The organism is Mesorhizobium oxytropidicola (genome assembly GCF_056174625.1).
On record NZ_CM149692.1, the window covers coordinates 2,015,841 to 2,033,969 of the forward strand.

At 63.8% G+C, this 18,129-nt stretch carries 15 protein-coding genes and 2 pseudogenes; 9 read left to right on the forward strand and 8 right to left on the reverse strand.

Going from position 1 to position 18,129, the window contains the following annotated elements:
- Positions 1 to 24 precede the first annotated feature (24 nt).
- From AC0V8S_RS10085 to AC0V8S_RS10105, 5 genes are all read left to right on the forward strand, one after another.
- On the forward strand, positions 25 to 1,695 hold the full coding sequence (locus AC0V8S_RS10085; protein WP_475437589.1) for a nitrite/sulfite reductase: 1,671 nt from the start codon (positions 25 to 27) through the stop codon (positions 1,693 to 1,695).
- Entirely contained in the window at positions 1,670 to 2,434 is a 765-nt protein-coding gene (locus tag AC0V8S_RS10090; protein ID WP_475437590.1) for a phosphoadenylyl-sulfate reductase, read from the forward strand. The genes AC0V8S_RS10085 and AC0V8S_RS10090 overlap by 26 nt, the downstream gene beginning before the upstream one ends.
- Positions 2,435 to 2,606: 172 nt before the next feature.
- Positions 2,607 to 3,140: a DUF934 domain-containing protein gene (locus tag AC0V8S_RS10095; protein WP_475437591.1), complete on the forward strand. Its 534-nt coding sequence runs from the start codon at positions 2,607 to 2,609 to the stop codon at positions 3,138 to 3,140.
- A 95-nt stretch (positions 3,141 to 3,235) separates the two neighbouring features.
- Positions 3,236 to 4,843 carry a GMC family oxidoreductase gene (locus AC0V8S_RS10100; protein WP_475437592.1) on the forward strand — a complete coding sequence of 536 codons (1,608 nt, stop codon included), beginning with the start codon at positions 3,236 to 3,238 and terminating at the stop codon, positions 4,841 to 4,843.
- Positions 4,844 to 5,036: 193 nt separating this feature from the next.
- A complete protein-coding gene (locus tag AC0V8S_RS10105) occupies positions 5,037 to 5,657 on the forward strand; it encodes a DJ-1/PfpI family protein (protein ID WP_095199533.1) in 621 nt (206 codons plus the stop codon).
- A 43-nt stretch (positions 5,658 to 5,700) separates the two neighbouring features.
- Here the strand turns inward: AC0V8S_RS10105 and AC0V8S_RS10110 are convergent, their stop codons facing one another.
- Together AC0V8S_RS10110 and AC0V8S_RS10115 are read right to left on the reverse strand one after the other, a co-directional pair.
- A complete protein-coding gene (locus AC0V8S_RS10110; protein WP_095199532.1) occupies positions 5,701 to 6,723 on the reverse strand; it encodes a fatty acid desaturase in 1,023 nt (340 codons plus the stop codon).
- A 137-nt stretch (positions 6,724 to 6,860) separates the two neighbouring features.
- A complete protein-coding gene (locus AC0V8S_RS10115) occupies positions 6,861 to 7,061 on the reverse strand; it encodes a hypothetical protein (protein WP_183463154.1) in 201 nt (66 codons plus the stop codon).
- Between the two features lie 238 nt (positions 7,062 to 7,299).
- Between AC0V8S_RS10115 and grpE the strand changes: the two are divergent.
- Positions 7,300 to 7,930 (forward strand): annotated as a pseudogene (gene grpE / locus AC0V8S_RS10120) (nucleotide exchange factor GrpE).
- A 99-nt stretch (positions 7,931 to 8,029) separates the two neighbouring features.
- Positions 8,030 to 8,662 carry a trimeric intracellular cation channel family protein gene (locus AC0V8S_RS10125; RefSeq protein WP_095199529.1) on the forward strand — a complete coding sequence of 211 codons (633 nt, stop codon included), beginning with the start codon at positions 8,030 to 8,032 and terminating at the stop codon, positions 8,660 to 8,662.
- Positions 8,663 to 8,795: 133 nt separating this feature from the next.
- Here AC0V8S_RS10125 and olsB read toward each other — a convergent pair whose 3' ends face one another.
- From olsB to AC0V8S_RS10155, 6 genes and pseudogenes are all read right to left on the reverse strand, one after another.
- Entirely contained in the window at positions 8,796 to 9,671 is an 876-nt protein-coding gene (gene olsB / locus AC0V8S_RS10130) for a l-ornithine N(alpha)-acyltransferase (RefSeq protein WP_056577807.1), read from the reverse strand.
- 287 nt (positions 9,672 to 9,958) lie between these two features.
- On the reverse strand, positions 9,959 to 12,241 hold the full coding sequence (locus AC0V8S_RS10135; RefSeq protein ID WP_475437593.1) for an ATP-binding protein: 2,283 nt from the start codon (positions 12,239 to 12,241) through the stop codon (positions 9,959 to 9,961).
- Positions 12,242 to 12,385: 144 nt separating this feature from the next.
- Positions 12,386 to 13,375: an acrylyl-CoA reductase (NADPH) gene (acuI, locus tag AC0V8S_RS10140; protein WP_475437594.1), complete on the reverse strand. Its 990-nt coding sequence runs from the start codon at positions 13,373 to 13,375 to the stop codon at positions 12,386 to 12,388.
- 56 nt (positions 13,376 to 13,431) lie between these two features.
- Positions 13,432 to 13,959, reverse strand: a complete 528-nt coding sequence (gene lspA, locus AC0V8S_RS10145) for a signal peptidase II (protein WP_475437595.1) — start codon at positions 13,957 to 13,959, stop codon at positions 13,432 to 13,434.
- A 13-nt stretch (positions 13,960 to 13,972) separates the two neighbouring features.
- On the reverse strand, positions 13,973 to 14,830 hold the full coding sequence (locus tag AC0V8S_RS10150; RefSeq protein WP_183463146.1) for a TrmH family RNA methyltransferase: 858 nt from the start codon (positions 14,828 to 14,830) through the stop codon (positions 13,973 to 13,975).
- A 17-nt stretch (positions 14,831 to 14,847) separates the two neighbouring features.
- Positions 14,848 to 15,932: pseudogene (locus tag AC0V8S_RS10155) on the reverse strand (RsmD family RNA methyltransferase).
- A 324-nt stretch (positions 15,933 to 16,256) separates the two neighbouring features.
- On the opposite strand from AC0V8S_RS10155, the gene AC0V8S_RS10160 reads away from it, so the two are divergent.
- Both AC0V8S_RS10160 and prfH read left to right on the forward strand, forming a co-directional pair.
- The gene (locus AC0V8S_RS10160) at positions 16,257 to 17,474 is read left to right on the forward strand and encodes an RNA ligase RtcB family protein (protein WP_475437596.1); all 1,218 of its coding nucleotides are present in this window, start codon (positions 16,257 to 16,259) and stop codon (positions 17,472 to 17,474) included.
- Positions 17,461 to 18,072: a peptide chain release factor H gene (prfH, locus tag AC0V8S_RS10165; RefSeq protein ID WP_475437597.1), complete on the forward strand. Its 612-nt coding sequence runs from the start codon at positions 17,461 to 17,463 to the stop codon at positions 18,070 to 18,072. The genes AC0V8S_RS10160 and prfH overlap by 14 nt, the downstream gene beginning before the upstream one ends.
- The last annotated feature ends 57 nt before the right edge of the window (positions 18,073 to 18,129 follow it).

The following is an 18,129-nucleotide window of genomic DNA, read 5'->3' on the forward strand; positions in this document are numbered from 1 at the left end:
CGGACGCGCCCTGAAAGACGAAGCATGTACCGTTACGATGAGTTCGACCACGATTTTGTCCAGGCCCGTGTCGCCGAGTTCAGCGAACAGGTCCAGCGCCGGCTGTCCGGCGAGATCACCGAGGACCAGTTCCGGCCGCTCAGGCTGATGAATGGCGTCTACCTGCAGCTACACGCCTATATGCTGCGTATCGCGGTGCCCTATGGCACGCTGAACGGCAAGCAGTTGCGCATGCTCGGCCACATCGCCCGCAAATACGACAAGGGCTACGGCCATTTCACCACGCGCCAGAACATCCAGTTCAACTGGCCGGCGCTGTCGGACATTCCGGCGATCCTGGCCGATCTGGCAAGTGTGGAGATGCACGCCATCCAGACCAGCGGCAACTGCATCCGCAACGTCACCGCCGATCACTTTGCCGGTGCCGCCGCCGACGAGGTCGCCGATCCGCGTCCCTATGCGGAAATCTTGCGGCAATGGTCGTCGGTGCATCCGGAATTCTCGTTCCTGCCCAGGAAATTCAAGATCGCGGTGACGGGTGCCGAGCGCGACCGCGCCGCCATCCAGACGCATGATATTGGCCTGCATCTGAAGAAGAATGCCGCCGGCGAGCTTGGCTTTGCCGTCTATGTCGGCGGCGGCCAGGGCCGCACGCCGATGGTGGCTCGGAAGATCCGCGACTTCCTGCCGGAAGCCGACCTGCTGTCCTACTGCACGGCGATCCTGCGCGTTTACAACCTCTATGGCCGCCGCGACAACAAGTACAAGGCGCGCATCAAGATCCTCGTGCACGAGACCGGCGTCGAGGAGATCACCCGCCAGGTCGAGGCCGAATGGCAGGAATTGAAGGACGCCGAGCTGAAGCTGCCGGATGCCGATATCCGCGCCATCGAGGCCTATTTCGCGCCGCCGGCGCTCGCTGATCGGCCGGAAGGCGACCAGGCGGTCAAGCTGGCGCGTCTCGATTCCAAGGGCTTCTCGGAGTGGCTGGACCAGAATGTGGTGACGCACCGCCATCCCGATTATGCGGCCGTGACCATCTCGCTCAAGGGCATCGGCGAGGTGCCGGGCGATGCTTCCGACAGCCAAATGGAAGCGGTTGCCGACATCGCCGAGAAATATGCCTTCGACGAGCTGCGTGTCAGCCATGAGCAGAACCTGATCCTGCCGCATGTGGCGCGCGCCGACCTCAAAGCCGTTTATGACGCGCTCGTCGACATCGGGCTGGCGACGGCCAACTCCAATTTGATATCGGACATCATCTCGTGCCCGGGCCTCGACTATTGTGCGCTGGCCACCGCACGCTCGATCCCGATCGCGCAGGAAATCTCGCAGCGCTTCGCCTCACTGGAGCGGCAGCGCGAGATCGGCGAACTGAAGCTGAAGATCTCCGGCTGCATTAATGCTTGCGGCCATCACCATGTCGGCCATATCGGCATACTCGGCGTCGAGAAGAAGGGCTCCGAGCTCTATCAGGTGACGCTGGGTGGCTCGGCCGACGAGAACACGTCAGTTGGCGAGATCATCGGCCGCGGCTTCTCGTCGGAAGAGATCACCGACGCCATCGAGCAGATCGTCGAGACCTATCTCGGCCTCCGGCTCAACCCACAGGAAAAATTCATCGACGCCTACCGCCGTGTCGGTCCCGCGCCGTTCAAGGAGGCGCTCTATGCTGGCGAAACCAAGGCCGCTTGACCGTATCGCCGATGTCGATGACGGCGTCGCCGCCAAAGCGGCGGGGCTGGATGCGCTCTACGGCCATCTGAAGCCGCTCGAGATCATCGAACGTTCGGCGCGCGAACTGTTTCGCGACGAGATCGCCGCGGTGTCGTCCTTCGGGGCGGATTCGGCGGTGCTGCTGCACATGATCGCCGAGATCGACCGCACGCTGCCGGTCATCTTCCTCGACACCGGCAAGCATTTCGAGGAGACGCTCGGCTACCGTGACGCGCTCGTCGCCGATTTCGGTCTGACCAATATTCGGGTGATCAAGCCGGACGAAGCCGCGCTCGAGCGGATCGATCCGACGGGCAATCTGCACCAGAGCAACACAGATGCCTGCTGCGACGTGCGCAAGGTCGAGCCGCTGGCGCGTGGCGTGGCGCCGTTTCGCGCCTGGTTCACCGGCCGCAAGCGTTTTCAGGCCTCGACGCGGGCGGCTTTGCCGGTGTTCGAGGCGGTCGGCGCGCGCATCCGCATCAATCCATTGGCGCACTGGACGACGTCGGACCAGGCCGACTATATGCGCGCCCATGCATTGCGCGAAAATCCGCTGGTCGCCTATGGCTATCTGTCGATTGGCTGTTTCCCGTGCACGCAACCGGTGCAGCCGGGCGAGGACGCACGCAGCGGCCGCTGGGCCGGTCATGCCAAGACCGAGTGCGGCATTCACCTGTCGGGGCTGGAAGTGTCGCTGACCGACGCATCCCTGTAGGATATGCCGATATTCAGGTGAGGCTGGCCTGCAAACGGCAGCTTCCGGTGCTCACGTACTTCAAGTACGCTCCGCTCGTCGCAAGGGCGACCCCGGAAGCCGCTATTTTCGGCGCAGCCTGGCCTGGATATCAACACATCCTTGGCTCGTTTGAATATTTAGGACCTTTTTGATGACCGAAACGACGACACCGGAGACCCGGCTCTGGACCCCGCAGGGGTTTCGCGAGGACGAATGGGCCTATGCCGAAAGTGCTGACGCGCTTTCCGGCAATGGCCGCTTCATCCTGCCGCTGCAGGCATTCCTCGGCCTTGATCCGGAGGTGCGCCGGTCGGCCAAGGAGCGGCTCGGCGTGGTGCTGCAGCCCGGCGATCTGCTCGAGAAGATTGCTGACCTGCTCGACCAGCTGTCGCTGGTGGCGCTGGTCTTCCCGGCCTTCAGCGACGGGCGCTCCTTCTCCAAGGCTGAACTGCTGCGCAGCCGCTATCATTTCGAAGGTGCCGTTCGCGCTACCGGCCAGGTGCTGGTCGATCCGTTGCCGCATATGCTGCGTCTCGGTTTCGACGAGTTCGAGATCTCCAATCCAGTGTTGTTGAAGCGCCTGGAAGAGGGCCGCGTCGGCGGGCTGGGCCTCTACTATCAGCCAACCGAAGCGTCGGAGCCGAAGGGACCGAAATACTCCTGGCGGCGCGTTCGCAACAGCTGACGCAGCGGTAATCGCGCGCGTCTTTACATCGGCTGTGATCAGGCCTTCTCTTGGCTGTCCGGACGGAAACATCCGCCGGGCGGGAGGAGAAGATCATGGATTTCGACTATGTCATCGCCGGTGGCGGATCCGCCGGCTGCACGCTTGCCGCGCGGCTTTCCGAAGATCCGTCGAAAACGGTGTGCCTGATCGAAGCCGGCGGCGAGGGCAAGAACCTGTTGATCCGCGCGCCTGCCGGCATCATCGCGCTGCTGCCGGGACGGCCGAAGATCAACAACTGGGCCTTCCAGACGGTGCCGCAAGAGGGTCTCAACGGCCGCAGGGGTTTTCAGCCGCGCGGCAAGGCACTGGGCGGGTCCAGCGCCATCAATGCCATGCTCTATACGCGCGGGCACCGCGGCGACTATGACGAATGGGCCGACCTCGGCTGCGACGGCTGGTCATGGGACGAGGTGCTGCCCTATTTCCGGCGGGCGGAAGGCAATCAACGCGGCGCTGATGCTCTGCATGGCGGTGACGGGCCGCTGCGGGTTGCCGAGCAGCAAGAGCCACGTCCGCTCTCCCGCGCCTTTGTCGAGGCCTGCGGCGAAAACCAGATCCACCGCAATGACGATTTCAACGGGCTGGAACAGGAAGGTGCTGGACTTTATCAGGTGACGCAATTCTGGGGCGAAGGCCGTAATGGCGAGCGCTGCTCGGCGGCCGCTGCCTATCTGCAACCGGCCATGAACAGGTCGAACCTTACCGTCATCACTGGGGCGCATGCCACGACGGTCATCCTCGATGGCAAGCGCGCCACCGGCGTGCGGTATCGCGCGGGCAAGGGCGAAGCCGTTGCGAAAGCCAGGCGCGAGGTGATCGTCTGTGGTGGCGCCTTCGGTTCGCCCCAGCTCCTGTTGCTGTCTGGCATTGGCCCCGCTGCCGAGCTTGCCGTGCATGGCATCCCGGTCATTCATGAACTGCCCGGTGTCGGCAAGAACCTGCAGGATCATCTCGATTTCATCCTGGGCTGGACGTCCAGGGATGCCGACATGATGGGCATCGGCCTGCGCGGCCTGCCCGGCCTGCTGCGGCACATGCTGCGCTGGCGGAAAGATGGCGGCGGTATGATCGCCACGCCCTATGCCGAAGGCGGTGCCTTCCTCAAATCCGATCCGGCGATAGAACGGCCCGACCTGCAACTGCATTTCTGCATCGCGATCGTCGATGATCATGGCCGCAAGCTGCATATGGGATATGGCTTTTCCTGCCATGTCTGCGTGCTGCGGCCGCATTCGCGCGGTGAGGTCGGGCTGTCGACACATGATCCCATGGCACCGCCGCGCATCGATCCGCGCTTTCTTTCGGACGACCGCGACGCCGAGCTTTTGCTCAAGGGGGTCAGGATGATGCGCGGTATCCTGGAGGCGCCGGCGCTGGCCAGATATCGCCACAAGGAAATCTACACCGCCGGTGTTTCGAGCGACGCGGAGTTGATGTCCCACATCCGTGCCCGCGCCGACACCATCTATCACCCGGCCGGCACCTGCAAGATGGGCGTCGACGAGATGGCGGTGGTCGATCCGCAGTTGCGGGTCTACGGGCTCGAGGCCTTGCGGGTCGTTGACGCCTCGGTGATGCCGACGCTGATCGGCGGCAACACCAATGCGCCGACCATCATGATCGCCGAAAAGGCGGCAGATATGATTAAGGCAGCGGCCTGACTGCCGCTCTGGTCGAACCAGCGGTGCTGTTTTCGTTAGAAGCAAGACTGCCTGGAGCGTCTTTGGCAGAGAATGAAGAAAACTGGTCGTACCAATTGTGCGATTTGCACTTTCCCTTTCGCTGCCCTGCCCTTAGGATAGGTCTATTATTTCACGATCCGAAATAAATATGGCCACAAGGGAGGAACCGGGAATGGCTGGCAAGAAAATATTGATGCTCGTTGGCGAGTTCAGCGAGGAGTATGAGATCTTCGTCTTTGAACAGGCCATGCATGCCGTCGGCCACACGGTGCATGTCGTCTGCCCGGACAAGAAGGCGGGCGATGTCCTGAAAACCTCGCTGCACGACTTCGAAGGCCATCAGACCTATACGGAAAAGCTTGGCCACGACTACATCCTCAACAAGACGTTTTCCGAGGTGGATCCGGCCCAATACGATGCCGTCTACGCGGCGGGTGGGCGCGGCCCCGAATACATCCGTATCGACAAGCGGGTGCAGGCGCTGGTGCGGCATTTCCACGAGGCCGGCAAGCCGATCTTCACCATCTGCCATGGCGTGCAGATCCTGATCGCGGTCGACGGCGTGGTGCGGGGCAGGGAAGTGGCGGCACTGCACTATTGCGAGCCGGAAGTGACGCTGGCCGGCGGCATCTATATCGACGTCGCGCCGACCGGTGCCCATGTCGACGGCAATCTCGTTTCAGCCAAGGGCTGGCCTGGCCTGTCCAACTTCATCCGCGAATGCCTGAAGGTGCTGGGCACCGAAATCCGCCATGGCGAGATCCTGATGCGCGACGAGCGCCAGGCAGCCTGAACAGGATTTTTGTTCCCACCGCCGCGCCACGGCGGCGGTCGTTCTACATCGTCGCTCGTGCTTCTCGGAACGAGACCAGCTTGCGGCGGTTTTCGTCCCACAATGCCAGTTTGACGCAGCGCAGGCTGTCGAGCAGCGTGACGCGGCCGATGCCGCGCAGCTCTGGATAGTCCCGCAGCACTTCCTGCAGCCGGTAGCCCGGCACCTTGGCGGAGAGGTGGTGGACATGGTGGACGCCGATATTGCCGGTGAACCAGTTCAGCACCGGCGGCAGGTCGTAATAGGACGAGCCGTGCAGGGCGGCATGCTGGAACTCCCAGTCGTCATCCTTCGCCCATTCCGTCTCCTCGAACTGGTGCTGAACGTAGAACAGCCAGATGCCGGCCGAGCCGGCGAGAATGACGATCGGCAGATGGACAACCAGGAACGCACCGGGGCCGACGGCCCAGATGAGAAGGGCTGCCGCAAGCGCGATGGCGAGGTTGGTGGTCATCGACGACACCCAGGGCGTCAGGCCGCCGCGCATCATGCCGATGGGCAACCTTTGCGAGAAGATGAACAGCCAGATCGGTCCCAGACCGAACATCACCAGCGGATGGCGATAAAGGCGGTATGCGAGGCGCCCGCGCCAGGACAATTGCCGGTATTCGGCAACGGTCAGCGTCCGGATGTCGCCCATGCCGCGCTCGTCGAGATTGCCGGCGCTGGCATGATGCGTCGCGTGGGCGCGCCGCCAGCAATCATAGGGCGTCAGCGTCAGGACGCCGAGCGCGCGGCCGATCCAGTCGTCGGCGTATCGATTGGCGAAGAAAGAGCCATGGCCGCAATCGTGCTGGATCATGAAGATGCGCACCAGGAACCCGGCCGCCGGCAGGATCAGGATCAGCCCCCACCAATGGCCATAGGCATAGGCCGCCGAGGACAGCGCCCAAAGCGTGGCAAACGGAATGAGGGTGATGGCGAGTTCGATGGCGCTGCGTCGCCGGTCCGGCTTCTTGTAGCGCGCCAGAATCTTCAGCCAGGCGCGCTTGCTGTTGGCGGCCGCATCGGGGGAAATCATGTTCATCAGGAAGCATAAGCGGGGCGTGTGGCCGCCGCAAGGCAACCTTCACGCAAAATTACTGTGCGTAATTGTCGCGACAGGCGCTCCTGGGTAGGTCCTCCAGAGCCCTGAGAGGCCGGGATGCCCGGCCGGGGTGCCCCCTATTGGCGGCCACCACCGAGGCTTTTGCTCTCCATCCGATCGAGATGGTCAAGCAACTCCCTGAAGTGATTGGGAATGTCGGCTTCGGCACGGAAAGCCGGCAAGGTGCGCAGAAAGCGCGTCATCGCCTCGGCACCGAACTGGCGCCTGACTTCGGTGGCGAGCTTTTCTCCTTTTTCGGCCTTGTCGCGGGTCATCACTACAATATCCTGTGTCGGCTCGGAAACTCCTCCAGCAAGGGAATGGTTCCCTCATCACGCTTCTGTGGCAAGCCAAGCCGGCAGTTTTGGTAAAATTTGAATTAAAATCGAAGGATCGCCATTGATCGCCGCTCATTTCCGGCCAAAGGCCTAACGGTCGCTTACCCCTTGATTTTTGGCTTCCAAACCTCGATATCGGGCACAAAATCCATACCATTCGAGATGACGGGAAACGGCGATGAGCGACCAGACAAAGACGAACGCGCGCCCAGTGAAGCCGAGGCGGCCGAGGCCAATGCCGAGCGCACGGAAGGCAGCATTGACGGCGATTATGAAGCGCTTGTGCGGCTGCTGAAGGAAAATGAAGAGCTGAAGGACCGCGCGCTGCGCGTCGCGGCCGAGATGGAGAACCTGCGCCGCCGCACCGCGCGCGACGTGCACGACGCGCGCACCTATGCGGTTGCGAATTTCGCCCGCGACATGCTGTCGGTGTCGGACAATCTGCGCCGCGCGCTGGACGCCATTCCGGCGGAGGCCAAGGCGTCGGGCGACGCCGGCTTCAAGGCGCTGATCGAAGGCGTCGACCTGACCGAGCGCGCCATGCTGTCGGCGCTGGAACGGCACGGGTCAAGAAACTCGCGCCGGAAGGCGAGAAGTTCGATCCCAATTTCCACCAGGCCATGTTCGAAGTACCCAATCCCGATGTCCCGGCCAACACCGTGGTCCAGGTCGTGCAGCCGGGCTATTCGATTGGTGAGCGCGTGCTGCGTCCGGCCATGGTCGGCGTCGCCAAGGGCGGCCCGAAAGTCGCCGCCGAGGCGCCGGTCGAGCCGGGGCCGGTGAATGACGAGGCGGAGAAGGATGCGTGATAGCGAGTAGCGAATAGCGAGTAGGGAAATAGTTGATAGCGGCCAACTGGCTTCGTGCTATTCCCTATTCGCTACTCACTACTTGCTATTCGCTCACTCATGCATCCCATCGCCCTTCTCGACTATGCCGGCGTCGCCGTTTTTGCGGCGACCGGGGCGTTGGCGGCTTCGCGTAAGCAGCTCGACATTATCGGGTTCCTGTTCCTGGCCAGCGTCACCGGCATTGGCGGAGGGACCTTTCGTGATCTCATCCTCAATGTGCCGGTCTTCTGGGTGGGAAACCGCGACTATGTGCTGATCTGCGCTGTCGTGGCGGTTCTGGTCTTCTTCACCGCGCACCGCGTCGAATCCCGCTACAAGCTGTTGCTGTGGCTCGACGCCATCGGGCTGGCCGCCTTTTCGGTGATGGGCGCGGCAAAAGGCCTGGCAATCACCGGTTCGCCGGTGGTTTCGATCATCACCGGCATGCTCACCGCGACCTTCGGTGGCATATTGCGCGATCTCCTGGCCGGCGAGCCATCGGTGCTGCTGAGGCCGGAAATCTACGTCACGGCCGCCCTGGCGGGCGCCGCCATCTTCACACTGGGCGATGTCACCGGATTGCCGCAGATCGTCTCGGGGCTGGCCGGCTTCGTCGTGGCACTCGCCGTACGCGGCGGCGCGCTGCGTTTCGGCTGGTCGTTTCCGTCCTACAAGAGCCGGCCCGGCCGACGGCCGGAAGATATTCCGTGAAAAGAAGTGAGTAGCGAATAGGGAGTAGCGAATAGGGATAGCAGTCCTCGGGATTGCGGCGTAGCTCTCGCTATTCGCTATTCGCTATTCGCTATTCGCTATTCGCTATTCGCTATTCGCTATTCGCTATTCGCTACGCCGCGAAGCGCTGCGCTTCGCCGCCATAATAGTTGACGTAGCGGGCGCCGATCTCCTTGACCGGCATCACCACGAAGACGTCGACGGTCGAGAATTCGCGGTCGATGACGCAGCCATCGCCGATGCGGGCGCCGACCCTCAGATAGCCCTTGACCAGAGGCGGCATTGCCGCGATCGCTGCTTTGGCATTGACCGCCTCGATCGGCATCAGATCCATGGAGCAGTACCGATCGGAAACCGCGCGCACGTCCCAGGCGGAGTTGGTGCGGCAGTGATGGGCAAGATAGGTGAGCGCCTCCGCGTGAGCGGCCGGCACGGTGCCATGGAAGGAAGCGCAGCCGGTCATCACGCCGATTTCGTAGTGGTTGATGTAGGCCCAGATGCCTTGCCACAGCGCCTCGATGGTGCGCTTCGAACGGTATTGCGGCAAAACGCAGGAGCGGCCGAGTTCGAGAAAACGCTGGCCGGGATGACGGGCGATGAGCTTGGTCAGCTCGAACTCGCCTTCGGAATAGAAGCCGCCGGCGGTGGCCGCGATTTCTTGCCGCAGCAGGCGATAGGTACCGACGATACGGCGATGTTCGGGACCGGAAAGCGTCGTATCCAGGACCAGAAGATGATCGCAGAGCGGATCGAAGCGGTCGGCGTCGCGACGGTCCTGCGCCTGGAAGAGGTCCTTCCGGGCGCCAAGCTCGTCGTAAAATACCCGGTAGCGCACTTCCTGCGCGGCCGCGATCTCGGCCTCGTTGCGGGCGAGCCGCACTTCGAGATTGCCGATACGGCCGAGTGCTGCGCCTTTTATGACGGAATCGACATTACGTCCGGCAAGCAAGGCGCTGCTGGCGTTTGGCCGAGTGTCACATTCCGGCATAACTGTATGCACGAGTGATTCTCCTTCGAGCCATCCCTCTTGGCACGGGGATACGGTGTAGGTGCAACAGGATTGTGACAGTACCGTGATACGGCGTCGCGGGCAATACTTCGTCGGCTGGCGAAAACGGTCAACCGGCTACGTTCGGTGAGGAGAGCCGAGGCATGTCTCGTCCGCGCGAACCCCATGCGTAGCGCTCAAGGTCCTTGTTTTCATGCACATCGTCCTCGCAAATCGGCGGTCACTTTTGAGTGACATGCATCAACCGCACGGATGGAAAAAGCAGATCAAGCGGCGACCTGGCCCTCGACGGCATTGACCAGCGCGTCGGGGTCGAGCGGCTTGGTGACGAAGCCGCTGGCGCCATGGGCGAGCACCGCATGGCGGGTCTTTTCCTGGCTGTCGGCCGACAGCACCATGATCGGTACGGGCGGCGCTGATATTTCCTCCTCATGGCGGCGGATCGCGGCAATGGCGTCCAGCCCGTCCATGATCGGCATATGCAGGTCCATCAGCACAACGTCGAAGCGGTGCTTGTGCCCGGCGCCAGTGACGGCTTCGACGGCGGCTTTGCCATTGCCGACCACCTTGACGCGGTGCCCCGCCTTCAACAGCGTGGCGCGGGCCAGCATGGCATTGATGTCGTTGTCTTCGGCGATCAGCACGGACAGGCCTTGCTGGCGGTCGCTTGAGGCGCGAAGCGCCGGGGTGCGGCGCTTTTCCGGCTGTGGCTGGGCAAGGGCCGGTGCATGGCTGGTCAAAAGGACACGCAAAAGTGTTCCACCGCGCACCGGTCGGGCCAGGAAGGTCGCGTAGCCGCTGGCGCGGAACTCGCCAAGCATGCCGCGGTCGGTCGGCGCGATCAGCGTGATGGCTTCGCAATCGGAAAAGCCGCTTTGGCGCAACCGCTTGAGCACTCTCCCGTCGCTCTCCTCCATGGCCGCGTCGACCAGAAGCACGTCGCAGCCCTCGGCCAAGGGCGCGGCCTGCGCCACGGTGGTGGCGATACCGGCCGTGCCGCCATTGGCGCGGATGGTGCGGGCGATGGCGTCGGCCTCGACGGCGTTCCTGGACAGGATCACCGCGCGCCTGCCGGCAAGCACGTTCTGCCGGCCCTGCGGCGCCCCGGTGGCCTCCGTGGCCGGGATTTCGAAGACGAATTCCGATCCTTGGCCAAGCCGGCTGGAGACCGAAATCGTGCCGCCCATGGCAGCCACCAGGCGCTTGGAGATGGCAAGTCCCAGCCCCGCCCCGCCATGCGCGCGCGTCGAGGTGCCGTCGGCCTGCTCGAACTCCTCGAAGATGCGCTCCATGTCCTCCTCGCGCAGGCCGGGGCCGGTGTCGGTGATGGTGAAACAGATGCGGTCGCTGGTCTCGGTGCGGGCGCGCGCGACGCTGACCAGCACGCCGCCGCTGTCGGTGAACTTGATGGCGTTGCCGATCAGGTTGAGCAACACCTGCCTGACGCGGCCCGGATCGGCGGTGATCAATTGCGGTACATCCGGTTCGACATGGCAGCCGAGGCCGATACCCTTGGCGAAGGCGCGCGCGGCGAGCAATTCGACGATGTTGTCGGCGATCTCGCGCACCGACATTGGCTGCGGTTCCGGATCGAAACGACCGGCCTCGATCTTGGAATAGTCGAGCAGGTCCTCGATCAGGGCGAGCAAGGCGCTGGCCGAGGTCGAGATGGCGCCGACATAGGTCTGCTGTTCCGGCGACAGGCTGGTGTCGGCCAGGAGCCTCGCCATGCCCATGATGCCGTTCATCGGCGTGCGGATTTCATGGCTGACGGTGGCGAGAAAGCGCGATTTGGCCTGGCTTGCGTATTCGGCCCGCTCACGCGCGGTGATCAGCGAGGATTCGGCGCGCTTGCGGGCGGTGATGTCGCGGGCGATGGCGCGATGCGAAACCGCTCCGCTCTCCTTGTCGCGCACCGACAGTTCGATCCACGAGAACCAGCGCGGGCCGCTTGGCGTGCGGATGGCAACGTCGGTGGAACTCAGGCACTCATGGTCGGAAAAGGCGGCGTCGGGGACGATGCCGACCTCGATGCCGAGTTCGGCCAAGGTCTTGCCGGCAAGATCGCGCTGATCGGTTTCGACCAGATCGGCGAACACCTTGTTGGCATAGACGATGTAGCCGTCGCGGTCGCGATGGATGACGAGATCGCCAAGCGCGTCGATGAGACCGCGAAAGCGCTCCTCGCTTTCCTGCATTTCCCACATGCGGTCGGCCAGCGTCTCGATCTCGGCGCGGCTGCGGGCGGTGGTCTCGTCCAGCAGCACCACGGTCCGGTGGACGCTGCGCCTGGCATGCAGATGCAGGCCAAGGCCGGCGAGGCCGGTGGCCAGCAAGGCGAGGCTGATGAAGATCGGCGCCCCGGTCAGATGCGCGAGGCCCGCCAGAACCATGATGGCAACGAAGGTGAGCAGCGGCAGGCTTTCCCGACTGGCCAATGGCTGCTCGGGCACCAGCGGCGGCGCGGCGATAAACCGCCGCGCCGGCGCCGGAACCGCATCGACATCGTCGCCTTTGTTTGCCTGCTGGCTGTCGGATTCCGCGATCATGCGAAACCCTTGCCAGACAGAGATTATGGAAAATTGCGGCGGATCGTTCGAATTTTAGCGGATAGGGCGTTTTTGCCCCGGTAGCGGCGGATTTGCCACCGGATCTGGCAATTCCGTCCGCTGCGTGCGACCGGCCAGGCGGGTCTACATGTCGACGACGACGCGTCCGCGGATCTTGCCGTCGACGATATCGCGCGCGGCATCGATGATGCCGCCGAAGCCGATGGTCGTGGACAGGCTGGCGAGCTTCTCCAGGTCGAGATCGGCGCCGATGCGCCGCCAGGCCTCCAGGCGCACAGCCTTCGGCGCCATCACCGAATCGATGCCGAGCAGCGAGACGCCGCGCAGGATGAAGGGGGCGACGCTCGACGGCAGATCCATGCCGCCGGCCAGGCCGCAAGCCGCAACCGCGCCGCCATAGGAGGTCATCGACAGCACATTGGCCAGCGTGTGGCTGCCGACCGAATCGATGCCGCCGGCCCAGCGTTCCTTGGCCAGTGGCTTGGCGGGCTGGCTGAGTTCGTCGCGCGAGATCACCTCGGCGGCGCCGAGGTTGATCAGATAGGGGCTTTCGGCATTGCGCCCGGTCGACGCAATGACATGGTAGCCGAGGCTGGACAGGATGGAGACCGCGACCGAACCGACGCCGCCGGCGGCACCCGTCACCACGACCGGGCCGCGGTCGGGCAGGATGCCGTGCCGCTCCAGCGCCATGACACAGAGCATGGCTGTGTAGCCGGCGGTGCCGACCGCCATCGCGTCATGGGCGCTGATGCCTTGCGGCAGCGGCACCAGCCAGTCGCCCTTGACGCGGGCACGCCCGGCATAGGCGCCGAAATGCGTCTCGCCGACACCCCAGCCATTCAGGATGACCTTGTCCCCCTTGCGCCAGTCGGGATTGGAGGACGAGATGACCGTGCCGGCGAAGTCGATGCCCGGCACCAGCGGCCAGCGGCGAACCACCGGCGCCTTGCCCGTGATGGCCAGCCCATCCTTGTAGTTCACCGTCGTCGCCTCGACCGCGACGATGACGTCGCCCTCCATCAGGTCGGCGTCGGTGAGGTCGGTCACGGCGACCGACTGTTTCTTATCGGCGTCGCGCGAGACGAGGATGGCTTTGAAGGTTTCGGACATCTTTTCTCCGCGAGCTTGCTTGGCGTCCTGGACTGTGCGGCGATGGCCGCGCGGGGTCAATCTTTGGAAGGCTTGGCGTTCGAAGACTTGGCGTTCGAAGACTTGGCATTCGAAGTCTTGGGCTCGCGCCGCCAGCCGATGAGTTCGTCGAAAACGACCAGTGCCGCGCCCACTGAAATGAAGGCATCGGCGAGGTTGAAGATGGCAAAGGACCAGACCGGCGTGTGGAACAGGATGTAGTCGATGACGTGACCGTAGACGGCGCGGTCGATCAGATTGCCCAGCGCGCCGCCGATGATCAGGGCAAAGCCGGTGCGCGCGATGACGTGGCCTGATGGCGTGCGGGTGGCGAGATAGAGCACGAAAGCCACGACCAGTACGGCGATGACCACGAGGCCGGTGTCGCCGAAGGAGGAGAACATCGAGAAGGCGATGCCGGTATTGTAGGTGCGAAACAGCGCCAGGAACGGCACCAGATCGAGCTTCTCCTGGAAGGGCAGGCCGGTCTCGACCAGATGTTTTATCCACTGATCGAGCGCGATTGCCGCGACAACGAGCAGCGCGTAGGGGGACCATGATCTCACGGGCGGGCAACCTTCATTGCTGGTCGGCGATTGGTTCGAGCTTCAGCGCGCCGCGCCGGATCTCGAACAGCATGATGCCGGTGGCGACGGCGAGATTGAGCGAATCGGCGCGGCCCGCCTGCGGAATCCTGAGCAGCCTGTCGCAACTCGCCGCCAGGCTTTCCGGCAGGCCCTGCTGCTCATTGCCCATCATCAGCAGCACCGGTCCGCGAGAAAAATCGACAGAGCGGTAGTCGACCGCACCCATTAGATGGGTGCCGGCGACGAGGCCCGAAAAGCCGCCGCGCCAGGCAAGGAAAGCCTCGGTCGTTGCCTTCGCCACCGGCACGGCGAAAATCGACCCCATCGTGGCGCGCACCGTCTCGACGGAAAACGGATCGGTGGTGTCGCCGACCAGGATGACGCCCTTGGCGCCGACGGCATCGACGGTGCGGATGACAGTGCCGAGATTGCCGGGGTCACGCACCCGATCGAGCGCCACCCAGACATCGCCATTGTCGGCACGGATTTCCCTGAGGGCCAGGAATTTCTGCGTGAAGACGCCGACCACCATTTGCGGATTATCGCGGCGGGTGATGGCGACAAGCACCTTTTCCGACACTTCGAGCACCGTGCCGCCGGCGGCTACCGTGCGCGCCGCGACCTTTTCCACGGCGGCATTGCCGCGTCCGGCCTTGGCGAACACCAGCGTCCTGATCTGCCAGCCCAGGTCGAGCGCATCGATCACCAGCTTCAGCCCCTCGGCCATGAAGGCGTTCTGCTGGTCGCGGAACTTCTTCAAGGCGAGTGCCTTGATGTCCTTGATCAGCGGATTGGCGAGGCTGGTGACTTCCTTCACCTGGCCGGGTGCGCCGACGTGCCGCTCGTTCATTCAGGACTCCCGGGCATTCAGGCCACCCAGCGCGAAAACAGTGAGGTCGAAAGCGCCCTGCCGGCGGACTTTTCGCGGATGATCAGCTCACCCGACTCGACCCTGCCGCCCATGCCGGCAAAGGTATCGCGCATTAAGGCATGGATGGCGAAGAAGGAGGCGCGGATCGAATAGGCGGTCAGCACCACGGCAAGCGGCTTTGGGGTCAGGATCGCGCGGCAGAGGTCGGTCAGATCCGGCAGGTCCTCGAACAATTGCCAGACCTCGCCCTTGGGCCGCGGCCATAGGCCGGCGGGTCGAACAGGATGATGTCGTAGCGGCTGCCGCGGCGCTCTTCGCGCTCGGCGAATTTCACCGCGTCGTCGACGATCCAGCGGATCGGCTTGCCGCCAAGCCCTGCCATCTCCTGGTTTTCACGCGCCCAGCCGATCGCCTTCTTCGAGGCATCGACATGGGTGACTTCGGCGCCGGCACGGGCCGCCACCAGCGAGGCGAGGCCGGTATAGCCGAACAGGTTGAGCACCTTGACCGGCCGCTTCGCCGCCGCGATCAGCCCGGCCATATGGTCCCAGTGCGAGGCCTGCTCGGGAAAGACGCCGACATGGCGGAACGAGGTGAAACGGCCGAGATAATCGATGCCGTCATGCTTCATCGGCCAGGTCTCACCGAGCGGCGTCTTCGGGAAACGCCAGCGGCCGATGCCTTCCTCGTCGGTGTCGCCGGTGAAGATGGCGTCGGCACGCTCCCAATCTTTTGCCGGCAAGGCTTTCTGCCAGATCGCCTGGCCCTCGGGCCGGACGATGCGATAAGGGCCGTATTGTTCGAGTTTTTGGCCGGCACCACTGTCGAGCAGTGCGTAATCAGCGTTGGGCGCCACTTCGAGGATTACCGGAAGTTGTTCAGCGGGCAGCGCCCCTTCGCGGCGGGCGAGGATGCGCGGTGCGGATTTCGGTTCGGTGCGATCGTCGTTTCTGATCTCAGCCCGCCCACGCGGCCTGGCGTCCGGCCGTGGGGCCCCACGCGTCTCGTGAGGACGCGCCTCTCCGGCTCCGCCTTTCGCGGGCGGGCGGTTGTCGCGGCGTTTGTCGCGAAAAGACTTCAAGCAGGAGCATCTCCGAGCGGCGTGCCGCTTTTGGCATGAGGACAGCGGCGGTGCAACAAGCGATGGCCCGCAGGTCGATTGGTGCAGCTGGAAGCCTTCGTCTTCGAAGTGGGCGGCGGTGTTGCGGCATCGCGCTTGTTTTTTCGCGCGCTTGGTTTATGAGGGCGCCATTGTTGTTTCTGGAATGGGAGCGAAAGATGACGAGCATCTTCACCGCGCACCCCTCGAGGGTTCCGGCGTAAGCCAGCATTTCGCTGACTGAAGCCGGTCGAACGGATGCCTGACGGCGTCCGGTTTGTGACCTTATCCAGAAGTGTTCTTATCATGGGCAATTTTATCGGGGGCCCAGGCCTCCCTTCGTCGTGCGCCGCGCCTGCCGCGCATATCCAGCATTGTTTTTCGCCGCAGACATGGATCGAAGGCGCGGCACTTCAGCAGCTGAAAACCGTCGCGGCCTTGCCCGGCGTCACTTCGGTTGCGGCCTTTCCGGACCTGCATCCCGGCAAATACGGTCCGACCGGCATTGCCGTGTTGTCGCAGCGTCTGCATCCGCAACTGATCGGCAATGACATTGGCTGCGGCATGTCACTGTTCGAGCTCGATCTGCCATTGCGTAAGCTCAGGATCGACAAGGCCGTCGAATGCCTGCGCCGGATCGAAGCCGAAGACATCGATCCGCATGCGGCGCTCGCCGCCTCGGATTTGCCGACGGATCTCTATCCGGAAGCGCTGGGCACGATCGGCGGCGGCAACCATTTCTGCGAGCTGCAGGCGGTCGACCAGGCCGATGTGGCTGGGGAAGGCCTGTTCGATCGCCAGAAGCTTTATCTGCTGGTGCATTCCGGCTCGCGCGGACTTGGTGCCTTTGTCTTCGGACAGATGCTGGATTTCCAGTCGGCAGTGACGGTCGGGCTCGATCCTGAGTCCGCCGCGGGCAGGGACTGGCGTCGCCAGCATGACCTTTGCGTCACCTGGGCGTCGCTCAACCGCCGGCTGATCGCCGAGCGCGCGGCCAGCGCCTTGCGCAGCGAAATCCGGCTGGTGGCCGATGTGCCGCATAACCTTGTCCGCGACCGGGCCGATCGTTTCGTCCACCACAAGGGCTCGGCCGCGGTACGGGCTGGAGATGTCGCACCGATCGCCGGTTCGCGTGCCAGCCTGAGCTATGTCGTGCGGGCACTCGACGCGACGGGTCCGTCGCTGGGCGGCATTTCGCATGGCGCCGGCCGCAAGTACGACCGTGCCACCATGCATGGCCGTGCCGGGCGCAACAGGTCGGAGCGCGACGCTTTGCTGAGAAATGCGTGGGGCGGGCAGTTGATCTGCGACGACCGCAACCTGGTCATCGAGGAAGCGGCTTCCGCCTACAAGGATGCCGGGCAGGTGGTGCAGGATCTTGCCGATGCCGGCCTGGTCGTGACGCTTGCGGCGATGAAACCGCTGGTGACCTACAAGAAGGCGATGGAAGGTCCGCCCGACCGAACGCGCAAGAAGCCATCGCGCGAACGCGTGGCAAGGAGGGCGAACCATGGCCGCGATTGACATGCTCGTCACCTCGGGCAACGGACCGGTCGAATGCCGCATCGCCTTGATGGCGCTGGTCGAGATCATCGAGAAGGAGGCCGATCGGCTTGGTTGCGCGGTCGAGGTCACGTTTGGTCACAGACCGGACCGGCATGGCGCCAAATCCGCCGTGCTGAGCCTCGAGGGCCGCAACGCCGAAGCGCTCGCGCAGGACTATTGCGGCACCGTCAAGTTCGTCTTCAAGAGCCCGGTGCGCCCAGGCCACAAGCGGCAGAACTGGTTCGTCGGTGTGCAGGTGGTGGATCTGGCGGATGCCGCTACCGTTTCGATCGCACCGTCCGATGTCCGTTTCGAAACCTTGCGCGCCGGGGGTCCTGGCGGACAGCACCAGAACACCACCGACAGCGCCGTGCGGGCCGTTCACCTGCCAACCGGCATTGTCGTCACGGCCCGCAACGAACGCTCGCAGCACCGCAACAAGGTCATCGCGCTGCGCCGGCTGGAAGCGATGCTGCGTGTCCTTGCCGAGCGTGAGGCTGAAATGTCGAAGACGCAGATGTTCGTGGCCAACAAGGCCCTGGAACGCGGCAACGAGGTCAAGGTGTTCCACCTCTGACGTCGCGGCGGCGTCAAGCTCAGACGGCGGCGCGCCTCGGAGCGAGATATATTATCG

Coding starts and splice junctions, on each gene's coding strand:
- AC0V8S_RS10100 (WP_475437592.1), top strand. CDS start 3,236: ATGGATTTCGACTATGTCATCGCCGGTGGCGGATCCGCCGGCTGCACG.
- AC0V8S_RS10105 (WP_095199533.1), top strand. CDS start 5,037: ATGGCTGGCAAGAAAATATTGATGCTCGTTGGCGAGTTCAGCGAGGAG.
- AC0V8S_RS10085 (WP_475437589.1), top strand. CDS start 25: ATGTACCGTTACGATGAGTTCGACCACGATTTTGTCCAGGCCCGTGTC.
- AC0V8S_RS10125 (WP_095199529.1), top strand. CDS start 8,030: ATGCATCCCATCGCCCTTCTCGACTATGCCGGCGTCGCCGTTTTTGCG.
- AC0V8S_RS10135 (WP_475437593.1), bottom strand. CDS start 12,241: ATGATCGCGGAATCCGACAGCCAGCAGGCAAACAAAGGCGACGATGTC.
- AC0V8S_RS10110 (WP_095199532.1), bottom strand. CDS start 6,723: ATGAACATGATTTCCCCCGATGCGGCCGCCAACAGCAAGCGCGCCTGG.
- AC0V8S_RS10090 (WP_475437590.1), top strand. CDS start 1,670: ATGCTGGCGAAACCAAGGCCGCTTGACCGTATCGCCGATGTCGATGAC.
- acuI (WP_475437594.1), bottom strand. CDS start 13,375: ATGTCCGAAACCTTCAAAGCCATCCTCGTCTCGCGCGACGCCGATAAG.
- AC0V8S_RS10150 (WP_183463146.1), bottom strand. CDS start 14,830: ATGAACGAGCGGCACGTCGGCGCACCCGGCCAGGTGAAGGAAGTCACC.
- AC0V8S_RS10095 (WP_475437591.1), top strand. CDS start 2,607: ATGACCGAAACGACGACACCGGAGACCCGGCTCTGGACCCCGCAGGGG.
- prfH (WP_475437597.1), top strand. CDS start 17,461: ATGGCCGCGATTGACATGCTCGTCACCTCGGGCAACGGACCGGTCGAA.
- AC0V8S_RS10160 (WP_475437596.1), top strand. CDS start 16,257: ATGGGCAATTTTATCGGGGGCCCAGGCCTCCCTTCGTCGTGCGCCGCG.
- olsB (WP_056577807.1), bottom strand. CDS start 9,671: ATGCCGGAATGTGACACTCGGCCAAACGCCAGCAGCGCCTTGCTTGCC.